Here is a 13656-nt window from a genome sequence, read left to right as displayed (position 1 = left end):
TGGGCAAATGATTGATTATCAAGGGGGCAGCTAATGCTAAACATTCCCGACAAAGCGGGCTATGGTATTGAAAAAAGTGTAGCCGGGCAGGCAAAGTTATGAGTGACAGACCAAAGCGCAAGCGCCCCTTGGTGGCGGATAAGCGGTATCCTTCCAAACCAAAGGCGGCCGCCAAGAAACCGGTGAAAAAGCCGGTGAAAAAATCCACATCGACCAGACGCAAGGCCGCGCCCAAGCGGGCAAAACGTGGTGGGATTATCGGGCTGATCACGGCACTTTTCTCTTGGGTGCTGCGTCTGATTTGGAAGATTACCTGGCGGCTGACAGCGGTTGTCGTCCTCGCCTTGGCCGTCGCGGTCGGCTATCTTTACACCACATTGCCCCCGCTGGAGGCTTTGCTGGACGGGCGTGCAAGTGGCTCCGTGACGATGCTGGACCGCAATGGCGCTGTGTTTGCACGCCGCGGTGACCAGTTTGGCGGTGTTGTCACGGCCAATTCTGTTTCCCCCCATCTGAAAAACGCCGTAATCGCGACAGAGGATAAACGGTTCTACCGCCACTTCGGGGTCAGCCCGCGCGGCATCGCGTCCGCCGTACGTATCAACCTGTCGGAGGGGCGCGGACCGTTGTCGGGGCACGGGGGGTCGACGATCACCCAGCAGGTGGCGAAACTGATCTGTCTGGGCGAACCCTTTGATCCCTCGACCGGCATGACGGAAAAACAATACGAGGCCGAGTGCCGCCGCAACTCGATCCAGCGCAAGGCAAAGGAAGCGCTGTTTTCGATGGCGATGGAGGCAAAATACTCCAAGGACGATATTCTGTCGATCTATCTCAACCGTGCCTACATGGGCGGCGGTGCCTATGGTGCCGAAGCCGCCGCACAGCGGTTTTTCAGCAAATCGGCCGCCGGTCTGGGTGCCGCTGAAAGCGCGATGCTGGCGGGGCTTCTGACTGCGCCAACGACTTTGTCGCCCACCAACAATCTTGACCGGTCCCAGAACCGTGCCGCAACCGTGATCCGCCTGATGCGCGATCAGGGGTATCTGACACAGGCGGAGGCAGATGCCGCGCAGGCCAATCCAGCGGAGTTATCCGACGAAGCGGAAGCGCAGGTCGGCGGGTATTTCGCGGATTGGATGATTTCAGAAATTCCAGATTTCATGCGGTCGACGACGTCGGATATGCGGATCAAGACCACTTTGGACCAGCGTATTCAGAAAGCTGCTGAAGAGGGGCTGAAATGGGTCTTTGATAACAAGGTGCGTGAGGGATCAAAGGCGCAGGCGGCAATTGTTGTGATGTCGGCGGACGGTGCGGTGCGCGCCATGGTCGGCGGGCGAAAAACCAAGGTGTCGGGCGTGTTCAACCGCGCGACCCAGGCCCTGCGCCAGACCGGATCTGCGTTTAAACCTTTCGTATATGCGGCGGCCCTTGATCTGGGGTATTCGCCCAACGACCTGATCGACGATTCCCCCTATTGCCAGACGATCCCGGGGTCGGGCGAATGGTGCCCGCGCAATTATACCAATACGTTCAAAGGTATGGTGACGCTTACTGAATCCCTTAAGCAGTCGTTGAACATTCCCGCAGTCAAGATTTCTGAAAGCGTCGGGCGGGTTCTGGTCAGCGAAGTTGCGACCCAATTCGGCATCCAAAGCGATCTGGCCTCTGGGCCGGCGCTGGCGCTTGGTGCATCCGAAAGCACCCTGACCGAGATGACAGGCGCCTATGCCGGCATCCTGAATGGCGGGTCTTCCGTGACGCCCTATGGCTTGGTCGAACTGTCGCTGACGGGCGACGCGGAACCGTTAATGGGACGCGGCGGCGGTATCGGCGAACGGGTGATACAGGAAAGTGCCGCACGGCAACTGGTCTATATGATGGAAAAGGTAATTTCCGAAGGGACCGGCAAGCGGGCGCAGTTTGAAGGCCGCGAACTGGCGGGCAAAACCGGAACGACTTCGGCCGCGAAAGACGCGTGGTTCATCGGGTTTTCGGCCGATTATGTTGCCGGCGTCTGGATGGGCTATGATGACAACACGCCGCTTAAGGGGGTGACCGGTGGCGGGTTGCCGACAGACATCTGGCGCGAGGCGATGATCCGCGTTCATGCCGGTTTGCCGCACAATCCCTTGCCCATGTCGGCCCCTGTCCCGCGCAGTGGCTTGGGGGAAACCCCGCCTGAATCCGCGCCGGCGCCCAAGCGCAACGAGGGCACGATTATTGATCAGGTCTTGCGCGACATCTTTGGCGGCGGGTCTGGCGGGTCAAGCCCGTCACCGACCGGCGGAAACCGTTAAACTTGTGTGTGTCCTGATGCCTTCGGGACGGGCCAGCGAAAGGCTATCTTAAGCCAAAGCTGATTTTACTGCCCCTTCGGACTGCGCTCCCTAACAGCGTGGCGAATCGAAATTAGGAGCAGCGAAACGCATGGGCGTGCAACGGGTCAACGCCGGATATGAAGAACTGCGCGCCATTCGTCGGCGCAGTCGCGGCTTGTTGTGGTTTGTCGGCCTGTTCAGCCTGTTTGCGAATCTGCTGATGTTGACCGGCCCGATGTATATGCTTCAGGTCTATGACCGTGTGCTGGGGTCGGGGTCGATTGAAACGCTGGTAGGGCTGTCAGTGCTGGTGGTGGTGCTGTTCGCCGCAATGGCCGTTTTTGACGCGATACGGGCCAAAATTATGGCGCGGATCGGCATGCGGTTTCAACGCGATCTGGATGACCGCGTCTTTGATGCGGTGGTGCGCAAATCAGCCGTTACCGCTGATGCGCAGGCGCGTGCGGGATTTGCCCACCTCGATGCCGTGCAGCGGCTTCTGGCGGCACCTGTGGTGATCGCGGGTTTCGATTTGCCGTGGACGTTGATCTTTTTCGGCGCGATTTTTGTTTTTCATCCCTATTTGGGGTGGATGGCAGTGGGCGGGGCCGCGACGCTGGTCGGGATCACCATTGCCAATCAACTCTTGACCAAACGCGCGCAGGCCGATGCGGGACAGTTTACACAACAGGCTGATGCCATCGCGGAACAGGTAATTTCGGAAGCCGAAACCATCGAGGCGATGGGCATGCGCGATGCTGCTTTTGCACATTGGAAACGGGACCGTGACATCGCGCAGGCGGAACAGATGCGCGCCTCTGATGTCGGCAGCGGGTTTTCGGCGCTGACCCGCACGCTGCGGCTGTTTTTGCAATCCGCGATGTTGGGCATGGGGGCATGGCTGGTGCTTGGCAATCAGATGACGGCGGGTGGTATGATGGCGGGATCGATCCTTTTGGGACGCGCGTTATCGCCCATCGAAACGCTGGTCCATCAGTGGCCGGTGGTTCAACAGGGGCTCGAGGGTTGGCATCACCTTGCAGGGTTGTTGTCGGCGGTTCCCGTAGAAGAGAAACGTTTGCTCCTGCCCGACCCTGAGGCGCGGTTGACGATCAACGCCTTGACCGTCGTGCCACCGGGGGAGCGCAAGGCGGTACTCAAATCCGTCAGTTTCCACATCACGCCGGGGCAGGCCGTGGGCGTGGTCGGTCCGTCAGGCACCGGCAAATCCAGTCTGGCCCGCGCCCTTACCGGCGTCTGGCGTCCGGCCGGCGGTGACGTCCGGCTGGATGGGGCCACGTTGGACCAATATGGTGCAGCGCGGTTGGGCCGTCACATCGGATATCTACCCCAGCGGATTCAGCTTTTTGACGGCACCGTGGCCCAGAATATCGCGCGGCTGGCACAGACCCCCGATGAGGCCAAGGTGGTCGAGGCAGCGAAACATGCCGCTGCCCATGAAATGATCCTCGAACTGCCCCAAGGCTATGACACGGTGGTCAAAGGCGGGCTTTTGCGTCTTTCGGGGGGGCAGTTGCAACGCATCGCGCTGGCGCGTGCAATTTATGACAATCCGGTCGTGCTGGTGCTGGATGAACCCAATGCCAATCTGGATAACGCGGGTTCGCAAGCTTTGAACGAAGCGATCCGTGGGGTCAAAGCGCGCGGCGGTGCGGTGCTGATTATGGCCCATCGTCCCGCAGCGATACAGGAATGCGAAATGCTGTTGGTGCTGGACAAAGGTGTGCGCGTGGCCTTTGGCCCAAAGGACGAGGTATTGTCCGGCATGGTCAAGAATGTGCAAAACATCCAGCGGCCCCGCAAAGCGGCTGGGATGGCATGACTAAGGATCGGGCGCAGTCGCTGTCGGCGAAATCCCAGATCCTGATCGGGTTGCTTACCATCGTCGTACTGGTCGCGGGGCTGTTTTACTGGGCTGCAACGGCAACCATCACCGGTGCCGTTATCACCACGGGCACGATCGAGGTCGAAAGAAATCGCCAGATTGTGCAGCATCCCGGTGGCGGGGTGGCAAGGGCCATACATGTGCGCAATGGTCAATATGTGGCGCAGGGTGAGGTGCTGATCGAACTGGACACCCGCCGCCAACAGAGGGAACTGCATTTTACACAGGCGCAGTTATTCGAACTTCGGGCGCGCCAAAGCCGGTTGAAAGCAGAGCAAAGTGATCTGAGATCGGTCAGGTTTGATCCGTCACTTGTCAAGCAAAGCAGGGTCAATGCGTCGTTCGCGTCCCTGCTGGACGGACAGCGACAATTGTTTCAGGCAACCCGCCGCACGATCGCCATCGAAACCACCAAACTGGAAAACCAAAAACAGCAGATCACGGCGCAGATTAGTGGGATCGACGCGCAGGAAATGGCGCTGATCCGGCAACTGGAATTGATTGCGCAAGAGTTGGCCACGCAGCAATCGCTGCGGGCGCGCAAACTGACCTCTGCCAGTGCGGTGACCGCGCTGGAGCGCCAGCAGGCCAGCTTGCGCGGGTCTCTTGGCGAAGTTGCGGCCAATCGCGCGGCCGCACGGCAACGTTTGATCGAGACGGATCTGGAGCTGGGGCGTTTGGTCTCGCGCCATCTGGAAAAAGGCGTTGCGACAGCGCGTGATCTGGATGCGCCGATCCGCCAGTACCAACGCGACCTGCGCGCGCTGCGCGAAGAGATTGCGCAAGCGAAAGTCCGTGCGCCGGTGTCGGGCATTGTTTATGGTATGACATTGCGCACCGCGCGTGCGGTGCTACGTCCTGCTGAACCGCTGCTCTATCTTATCCCGCAGGACCGACCCTTGATTGTCGCCATGCGCGTGTCGCCAAAGCATATTGATCAGGTGGCCTTGGGTCAAAAGACCAAACTGCGTCTCTCCGCGCTGGATCAGCGGATGACGCCCGAGGTCTGGGGCCGGATTACGCAGCTGTCTGCGGATGCGATTGCGGATGAGGCGGGGGGCGAAGCGTATTTCCGCGCTGAAATGGTTCTGCCTGCCGAAGAGTTGGGGCGGTTGCCCCCCGGTGTGCGCCTGTTACCCGGGATGCCGGTCGAGGCGTTTATCCGCACCGGCGAACACTCGCCCATGGCCTATATGGTGAAACCCGTGGCCGACTATTTTGCCCGCGCTTTTCGCGAAAGCTAGGTCTTTTCGTTTCCGCGTAACATCGCTAGCGTCCGCGCAACATGATTTGCAAAGGACATCGCCATGAGCATCACAAACCGACTGACTGAACTGGGTGTGATCCTGCCCGACGCGCCTGCGCCCGCGGCGAACTATGTACCTTTCGTTCAGGTTGGAAACATCGTCTATGTTTCTGGCCAGATTTCGAACGGGCCGGACGGATTGATCACCGGCAAACTGGGCGCGGATATGTCGGTTGAAGACGGCGCTGCGGCGGCTAAAACCTGTGCGATCAGCCTGCTGGCGCAGCTTAAGGCGGCCTGCGGCGGCGATATCGAACGGCTGGTGCGGGTGGTCAAATTGACGGGGTTTGTGAATTCGACACAGGAATTCACCGATCAGCCCAAGGTCATCAACGGCTGTTCCGATTTTCTAGTCGAGGCGCTGGGCGACAAGGGCCGCCATGCGCGGTCGGCCGTTTCAGCCCCTTCGCTGCCCCTGGGCGTCGCTGTTGAAATTGAAGGCATCTTTGAAATCGCATGACCCTTTCGCGCTTGTTTTATGACATCCCTTTGGCGCATCGCGCGCTGCATGATGTGAATGCGGGGCGGCCCGAAAACAGCCGCGCGGCGATCCGTGCCGCGATTGACGCAGGCTATGGCATCGAAATTGATGTGCAACTCAGCGCCGATGATGCGGCGATGGTGTTTCATGACTATGCGCTGGACCGGTTAACGGATCAGACGGGACCGATACGGTTGCGGGGCGCGGATGATCTGGCGAAGATACCGCTGAAAGGCGGGGATGAGGGCATTCCCGATTTGCCCGAAGTGCTTGCGCTGGTGGCAGGGCAGGTACCCTTGGTGATCGAACTCAAGGATCAGGACGGCGCGATGGGGCCGAACATCGGTGCGCTTGAACAGGCAACAGCGGATGCCGTTGCGACTTACGCAGGGCCATTGGCGGTGATGTCGTTTAATCCGAATTCCGTGGCAAGGATGGCAGAACTCCTGCCCGCGGTGCCGCGCGGGATTGTGACCAGTGCGTATCGTTATGCGGATTGGCCCCTGTCGCGTGCAACCTGTGATCATTTGCGCGACATCCCTGATTACGACCGCGCGCAGGCCTGTTTTATCAGTCACGAAGTTGGCGATTTGTCAGCCCCTCGCGTTGCCGCGTTGAAGGCGCAAGGGGCGATGATCTGTTGTTGGACCGTACGCAGTGCCGCGCAAGAAGCTGAGGCGCGTAAACTGGCAGATAATATCACCTTTGAGGGATACGCGGCCGCGCTTGACGCTTGAAACAGCCTGCTATCGCCACAAGTAGTGAGGCAAGCAACGAGGGCAGCAAATGAGTGCGCAAAGCATCGAGATCAGGTTGATGGGCGGAATCGCCGAAATCGGCCAAGCGGATTGGGACGCCTGCGCTTGTCCCGAGACTGCCGACGGCAGTCCGCCGCATGATCCGTTTACTACATACCGGTTCTTGTCCGCGCTTGAGGAAAGTCAAAGTGTCGGGCAAGGCACAGGTTGGCAGCAACAGCACCTTGCCGCGTTCATCGAGGGGCAGTTGATTGCCGTTGCACCGCTTTATGCGAAGATGCATTCGCAGGGTGAATATGTCTTTGACCACAACTGGGCCCATGCGCTGGAGCGGGCGGGCGGCAGCTATTATCCCAAGCTGCAAATCGCGGTGCCCCATACCCCGGCCACGGGCCGCCGTTTCCTGACCCGACCGGGTTTCGAGGACGTCGGCACACAGGCGTTGATCCAAGGGGCGGTGCAGGTAACGGATAACAACAACCTGTCCTCCGTCCACATCACCTTTTGCACAGAGCAAGAGGCGCTGAGCGGTCAGGACATGGGGCTGATGATCCGCAAAGGCCAGCAGTTTCACTGGCGCAACAACAACTACGCTGATTTTGACGGTTTCCTGAGCAGCCTGAATGCGCGCAAGCGCAAAAACATCCGCAAGGAGCGCGCACAAGCGCAAGGGTTTGGCGGGCAAATACAAACGTTTACCGGCGATCAAATTCAACCCGAACATTGGGATGCCTTCTGGCAATTCTATCAGGACACCGGCGCGCGCAAGTGGGGCACACCTTACCTCACGCGGGCCTTTTTCGACATTGCGCAGGAAACCTTGCGTGATGATATGGCGCTTGTCCTGGCACAACGGGACGGGCGTTGGGTGGCAGGGGCGCTGAACTTCATCGGTGCGGATACGCTTTACGGGCGGTACTGGGGGTGTATCGAACATCACCCCTGTTTGCATTTCGAACTGTGCTACTATCAGGCGATCGACATTGCGATTGCCAATGGTCTGGCAACCGTCGAAGCGGGCGCGCAGGGCGAACATAAGCTGGCCCGCGGTTATCTACCGACGCCGACGTGGTCACTGCATTGGATGCGTGATGAGGGCTTTGCGCGCGCGGTTGGCGATTATTTGCAAGCCGAACGCGATGCGGTCGATCAGGAAATCGAGATTTTGACAGAATACGGGCCGTTCAAACGTGCCCGCGTTGAGGAGCAGGAATGACAGAAAAACTAAGTGAAGAGACGCGCAATACGGTGTTAAAGCCCCTGTTTGATACCGGGTGGGCGATGGTCGACGGGCGCGATGCGATCCGCAAAACCTTTGTCTTCGGCAATTTTGTCGAGGCCTTCGGCTGGATGACCCAAGCGGCGATCTGGGCGGAAAAATGGGACCATCACCCGGAATGGGACAATGTTTACAAGACCGTGAATGTGACGCTTACCACCCATGATGTGGACGGGTTAAGCGCGTTGGATGCCAAACTCGCGCGCAAGATGGACGGGCTATTCGGCGAGGGGGCATCCTGATGGAAGAGGTGGAGAATACGATGGAATCAATGATGACGACCGAGATCTGGCAAGGTAAATCGCTGTCCGATTTGCTGACGCTGGAGTTTCTTGCAAGTGCTGCTGGTTCGCTACTGGGTGCAATTGCGATCCTGTTGCTGGGGTGGATTGTTTCGGCATGGCTGCAACGGCGCGTGTCCAGTCTGGGCCGCAAAAACAAACATCTCGACGAGATGTTGTTCGACTTTCTGGCCTCTATCGTGCGCTACGTGGTGTTGGGCTTTACGCTCTTGTTTGTGCTTAACACTTTCGGTGTTCAAACCACGTCGGTGGTGGCTGTTATCGGTGCCGCCGGTCTGGCGATCGGTCTGGCGCTGCAAGGCACCCTGTCGAACGTGGCGGCGGGCGTGATGCTCATCCTGTTCCGCCCTATCAAGATTGGTGATTTTGTTGAGGTTGCCGATGAAATGGGGACGGTCAAACAGATCAATCTGAATTTCACCGAACTTGCCGATTTGAGCAACGTTCAAGTCATCGTGCCCAACTCCGAGGTGTGGGGCAATGTGATCACCAATTATTCCACCAATGACAAACGTCGTGCGGAGTGGACGTTCGGCGTGGGTTATGGGGCAAATCTGAAGGATGCGGAAACCATCATCCGCGATACCATCATGGCCGACGCGCGCGCCCATGCGGACCCCGAACCGTTTATTCAGGTGACAAACCTTGGCGACAGTTCGGTCGATTTTCTGGTGCGGGTCTGGTGCAATGCCAGCGAGTATTTCGCGTTTCGCGCGGACATGACCAGGCAGGTCAAAGAAGCGCTGGATGCCGGTGGTGTGGATATTCCATTCCCGACACGGACGATGATCCAGGCGTCGAGCTAAGGTTAAAGAAACGGGGCGCAATAAATCGCGCCCCGTCTCACAAATTACATGCTGGCAAGCAGGCCTTCGCCGCCGGATACTTCACATACGCCGGGGCTCTCTTCCTCTTGCAGCAACGTCACTTTGCCGTCGTCCACCAACATCGCATAGCGTTTTGACCGCGCGATCAGGCCGGCGGGGGCCGCGTCAAAATCCATACCAATGGCTTTGGTGAATTCGGATGAGGCGTCTGCCAGCATGGTGATCCCTGCCGCTGTCGCGCCTGTCGCTTCGCCCCATGCTTTCATCACAAACGGGTCGTTGCACGACACACAGATGATCTCGTCTACGCCCTTGGCATCGAATTCGCCCTTGGTACGCACAAAGCTTGGGACGTGGGCGGAATGGCAGGTGGGCGTGAACGCACCCGGCACGGCAAAGACAACGACCTTGCGGCCCTTGACCTTGTCGGACATTTTTACGGGGGCTGGCCCTTCAGCGCCCATTTCTACCAATGTTGCGTCGGGCAGGGTGTCGCCTTGGGTAATTGTCATAGCATATGCCTTTCATGTGATTGCCTATCTTGGCATGCAGCATATAGGTTCCACCGCTAAGGGCGACCAGTTATTCGGAGAGAATTCATGGCTCATGTAGTTGTTATCGGTGCGGGGCAGGCAGGGTCGTCCTGTGTCGCCAAATTGCGCAACGGCGGGTACGACGGGAAGGTGACCCTGATCGGGGCGGAGCCGGTGCCGCCGTATCAACGCCCGCCCCTGAGCAAAGCCTATCTGATGGGGGATATGACGCTGGAGCGGTTGTTCCTGCGGCCCGAAAGTTTCTATGATGAGTTGGATATTCAGCTGCGTTTGAATGCGCGGGTTGATGCAATTGATGCGCAAGCGCGCACCGTTGCCATAGGCGGCGATGTGTTGGCCTATGATGATCTTGTCCTGACCACCGGATCGGAACCCAACCGCTTGCCCACAGCCATCGGCGGGGGGCTGGACGGGGTGCATGTGGTGCGCGATCTCGCGGATGTGGACGGCATGGCACCGCGTTTTGTCAAAGGCGCGAAGGTGCTGATCGTCGGCGGCGGCTACATCGGGCTGGAGGCCGCATCGGTCGCGGCCAAACTTGGCTTGCAGGTCACGTTGGTTGAAATGTCCGGCCGGATCTTGCAGCGGGTCGCAGCCCCTGAAACCAGTGATTTCTTTCGTGCTCTTCACAAGGGGCATGGCGTCGATATCCGCGAAGGTGTCGGGCTTGAGACACTTCTGGGGGAAGGGTCGGTTAGCGGCGCGCGCCTGTCGGACGGATCCGAGCTGGATGTGGATTTCGTGATTGTCGGTGTCGGCATTCGCCCGGCGACAGGTCTGGCCGAAGCCGCCGGTGTTGTTTTGGAAAACGGAATAAAGGTCGATGCGCAGGGGCGCACGTCGGTCGGCGGTATTTGGGCTGCGGGGGATTGTTCGTCCTTTCCCTATCGCGGCGGGCGTATCCGGTTGGAATCGGTGCCAAACGCGATTGATCAGGCTGAAGTGGTTGCGGAAAATATCATGGGCGCGGGCAAGGAATATGTCGCGAAGCCGTGGTTCTGGTCGGATCAATACGATGTGAAACTACAGATCGCTGGCCTGAACACGGGCTATGATCGTGTTGTGACCCGCCGCACGGACGCGGATAGCGTCGCATTCTGGTATTACCGCGGGGATGAATTATTGGCCGTGGATGCAATGAACGATCCACGCGGATTTATGGTGGGTAAGCGTTTGATCGAAAGCGGCAAATCACCTGCGGCTGAATTGATCGCGGACCCTGCAACAGAGTTAAAGGCTTTGTTGAAAGCGTGAGGATTATCGCGGGTAAATCACGCGGCACGGTGCTTGCCGATGTTGGCAAGGGCGACGTCGCTGCGCATCTGCGCCCCACATCGGATCGCGTACGCGAAAGCCTGTTTTCCATGTTGACGCATCACAATGTGATCAACGGGGCGCGGGTGCTGGACCTGTTCGCTGGCACCGGTGCCTTGGGGCTGGAGGCGCTGTCGCGTGGTGCCCAGTTCGTGTGTTTTGTCGAAAACGGCCGTGTCGGCCAGCGCCTGATTGGTGAAAACATTGCCAAGATGAGGGTTGCGGAGCAGACGACCCTGCTGCGCAATGATGCGACGGCACTAGGGGCGTGGCGGCAGGCCCCGTTCGATCTGGTGTTCCTTGATCCGCCCTATGGTAAGGGCATGGGCCAACAAGCATTGGCCGCGGCGCAGGCAGGCGGTTGGCTGGCCGCTGGTGCGATGATCGTCTGGGAGGAAAACGCCGCGCAGTTCGCACCAAAGGGGTTCACCCGTTTGGACAGCCGCAAATACGGCGATACCCATGTCACCCTGCTTGAGGTTACGCCAAGTCCCTGATCGCCGCGCCCAGCCGTTTCATACCTTCGTTGATCTGTGCTTCATCCGCCAAAGAATAGGCCAGCCGCAACGTATTCGCACCCGAGCGATCGGCAAAGAACGCATGCCCCGGCACAAAGGCCAGTTTTTGTGTTTCCAGCGCGTGACGCAGCAAAGCCGCACCGTCCATATCTTTTGGCAGGGTCACCCAGACAAACATTCCGCCTTCGGGTTTTGTCCATTCCACCCCGTCTGGCATATGTTCTTGCAAGGCGGTCAGCATCGCATCGCGGCGCAGGCGGTACACCCGTCGTAGGTTGGCAGTATGATCGGTGAAAACCGACCGCGCGACGGCGTTGATCGCCATCTGGTTCAGGGTGGACGAATGCAGGTCCGCCGCTTGTTTCATCAGCACAAGGCGGCTGATCACCGGTTCAGCGCCACAAATCCATCCGACCCGCAGACCGGGGGCCAGCGTTTTGGAGAAGCTGCCGCAATACAGCGTGCGACACTCGTTGATGCTGCCCTTTCGAGCGATTTCGAGGGCTAGCATCGGGGGGATTGGATCGCCGTCAAACCGCAAGGATTGATAGGCCGAATCCTCGATCACCGCGATGTCGAGCGTGTCGGCCAGATCTAGGATGTTTTCACGTGCTGCGCGGTCCAGCGTTTCGCCTGTGGGGTTGGCAAAATCCACGGAAGCATAGGCAAATTTCACCCGGCCGCCGTTGTCTTTGGCGGTCTTTGCGTAATCTTCGGCCGACCGGTTTCCGCGCGGGATCAGGCGATCATAATGCGGTTCATAAGCGTTGAAAGCCCCGAGCGCGCCAAGATACGTCGGCCAGCCGATCAGTGCTGTGTCATTCGGTGACAGCATCAGCTTGCCGAGATAATCCAGCGCCTGTTGCGAACCTGAGGTGATCAAAATGTTGTCGCGGGTACAGGGGACGCCAAGGGCGCCCATTTCACCCACAATCCAGTCGCGCAGCGGGCCGAACCCTTCGGAAACGGAATATTGCAAGGCGGCGCTGCTCTGCGCGGGGGATAGCGCGTCGGTCATCGCCTCCTGAAAGGCCTGCACAGGGAACAACGCAGGGTCGGGAATGCCCCCCGCAAACGAAATAATATCAGGCTGATCCAGCAGTTTAAGCAGTTCGCGAATCTCGCTTGCCTGCATCCGGTCCATGCGGGTGGCGAATATTTCTTGCCAATTCATGTCAGAATCCCTTCCCTATTTGGGGCAAGACACCACATGATTGAAATTATGGCAATAGTTATTACCTAAAAACGCAAGATAATTGCGAGACGGGGTGGATCAACCGTAGGTCGGGTGGAACTTGCCCGCTGGCGATAGGGTGAAAATTTCCACACCATCCTCAGTGACACCGACCGAATGTTCAAACTGTGCTGACAGGGATTTGTCACGTGTTACTGCGGTCCAGTCATCCGAAAGGGTTTTGGTTTCGGCGCGGCCAAGGTTCACCATAGGCTCGATGGTAAAAAACATCCCCGGCTCCAGAACGGCACCGGTGCCCGGTTTACCATAGTGCAGAACATTGGGCGGCGAGTGGAACACACGCCCCAGCCCGTGGCCGCAAAAGTCAGTAACAACAGACATACGCTGCGCTTCGACAAAACTCTGGATCGCATGGCCGATGTCACCAAAGGTGTTGCCGGGTTTGACCGCTTCGATCCCGCGCATCAGGGATTTATGTGTAATATCAATCAGACGCTCGGCCTTGCGCGACAGTTTGCCCGCCACATACATGCGGCTTGTGTCACCGAACCAGCCATCCACAATCACTGTCACATCAATGTTCAGGATGTCGCCGTCTTTCAGCTTTTTGTCGCCGGGGATGCCGTGGCACACCACATGGTTCACCGAAATACAGCTGGCGTGTTGATACCCCTTGTACCCGATCGTCGCGGATTTCGCGCCGGCGGCATTGACCTTGTCTTCGATAATCCGGTCAATCTCGGCCGTGGTCTGACCGACAAAAACATGCTCTGCAATTTCGTCCAGAATGGTCGCGGCAAGCGCACCAGCGGCGTACATGCCAGCAGAATCGGAAGGGTCGTAAATGCGAATGCCGTCTTTTGTCTGGCGGCCACGGTGTTGTTCAGTCACC

13 protein-coding genes are annotated in these 13656 nt (G+C 58.6%); 10 read left to right on the top strand and 3 right to left on the bottom strand.

Annotated features, from left to right (window positions below):
• Positions 1-98: 98 nt before the first annotated feature.
• The 8 genes from Z947_RS0120275 to Z947_RS0120240 all read left to right on the top strand — a co-directional run bounded on the left by Z947_RS0120275 (position 99) and on the right by Z947_RS0120240 (position 9162).
• Positions 99-2303 (top strand): transglycosylase domain-containing protein, encoded by a 2205-nt coding sequence (locus Z947_RS0120275; protein WP_025046110.1) that lies wholly within the window; start codon positions 99-101, stop codon positions 2301-2303.
• A gap of 130 nt (positions 2304-2433) precedes the next feature.
• Positions 2434-4167, top strand: coding sequence for a type I secretion system permease/ATPase (locus Z947_RS0120270; protein ID WP_025046109.1), 1734 nt, complete (start codon positions 2434-2436; stop codon positions 4165-4167).
• On the top strand, positions 4164-5474 hold the full coding sequence (locus Z947_RS0120265; RefSeq protein ID WP_025046108.1) for an HlyD family type I secretion periplasmic adaptor subunit: 1311 nt from the start codon (positions 4164-4166) through the stop codon (positions 5472-5474). The genes Z947_RS0120270 and Z947_RS0120265 overlap by 4 nt, the downstream gene beginning before the upstream one ends.
• 63 nt (positions 5475-5537) lie before the next feature.
• Positions 5538-5996, top strand: coding sequence for a RidA family protein (locus Z947_RS0120260; protein ID WP_081781188.1), 459 nt, complete (start codon positions 5538-5540; stop codon positions 5994-5996).
• The gene (locus Z947_RS0120255) at positions 5993-6754 is read left to right on the top strand and encodes a glycerophosphodiester phosphodiesterase family protein (RefSeq protein WP_025046106.1); all 762 of its coding nucleotides are present in this window, start codon (positions 5993-5995) and stop codon (positions 6752-6754) included. Before Z947_RS0120260 ends, Z947_RS0120255 begins: the two co-directional genes overlap by 4 nt.
• Positions 6755-6803: 49 nt before the next feature.
• A complete protein-coding gene (locus tag Z947_RS0120250) occupies positions 6804-7991 on the top strand; it encodes a GNAT family N-acetyltransferase (protein WP_025046105.1) in 1188 nt (395 codons plus the stop codon).
• A complete protein-coding gene (locus tag Z947_RS0120245; protein WP_025046104.1) occupies positions 7988-8296 on the top strand; it encodes a 4a-hydroxytetrahydrobiopterin dehydratase in 309 nt (102 codons plus the stop codon). Before Z947_RS0120250 ends, Z947_RS0120245 begins: the two co-directional genes overlap by 4 nt.
• A gap of 29 nt (positions 8297-8325) precedes the next feature.
• Positions 8326-9162: a mechanosensitive ion channel family protein gene (locus Z947_RS0120240; protein ID WP_420804514.1), complete on the top strand. Its 837-nt coding sequence runs from the start codon at positions 8326-8328 to the stop codon at positions 9160-9162.
• 44 nt (positions 9163-9206) lie between these two features.
• Here Z947_RS0120240 and Z947_RS0120235 read toward each other — a convergent pair whose 3' ends face one another.
• The gene (locus Z947_RS0120235; protein ID WP_025046102.1) at positions 9207-9695 is read right to left on the bottom strand and encodes a peroxiredoxin; all 489 of its coding nucleotides are present in this window, start codon (positions 9693-9695) and stop codon (positions 9207-9209) included.
• A gap of 87 nt (positions 9696-9782) precedes the next feature.
• Between Z947_RS0120235 and Z947_RS0120230 the strand changes: the two genes are divergently transcribed.
• Positions 9783-10991 carry an NAD(P)/FAD-dependent oxidoreductase gene (locus tag Z947_RS0120230; protein WP_025046101.1) on the top strand — a complete coding sequence of 403 codons (1209 nt, stop codon included), beginning with the start codon at positions 9783-9785 and terminating at the stop codon, positions 10989-10991.
• Positions 10988-11548: a 16S rRNA (guanine(966)-N(2))-methyltransferase RsmD gene (gene rsmD / locus Z947_RS0120225; protein WP_025046100.1), complete on the top strand. Its 561-nt coding sequence runs from the start codon at positions 10988-10990 to the stop codon at positions 11546-11548. Before Z947_RS0120230 ends, rsmD begins: the two co-directional genes overlap by 4 nt.
• On the opposite strand, the gene Z947_RS0120220 is transcribed toward rsmD, so the two are convergent.
• The gene (locus tag Z947_RS0120220; protein WP_025046099.1) at positions 11532-12743 is read right to left on the bottom strand and encodes an aminotransferase-like domain-containing protein; all 1212 of its coding nucleotides are present in this window, start codon (positions 12741-12743) and stop codon (positions 11532-11534) included. The genes rsmD and Z947_RS0120220 overlap by 17 nt on opposite strands.
• A gap of 99 nt (positions 12744-12842) precedes the next feature.
• A complete protein-coding gene (gene map, locus Z947_RS0120215; RefSeq protein WP_025046098.1) occupies positions 12843-13655 on the bottom strand; it encodes a type I methionyl aminopeptidase in 813 nt (270 codons plus the stop codon).
• Position 13656 lies beyond the last annotated feature (1 nt).

This window comes from Sulfitobacter geojensis (assembly GCF_000622325.1).
GTDB classification, from domain to species: domain Bacteria; phylum Pseudomonadota; class Alphaproteobacteria; order Rhodobacterales; family Rhodobacteraceae; genus Sulfitobacter; species Sulfitobacter geojensis.
The sequence above is the reverse complement of the archived record's forward strand: the minus strand, read 5'-3'. Positions and strand labels throughout refer to the sequence as shown.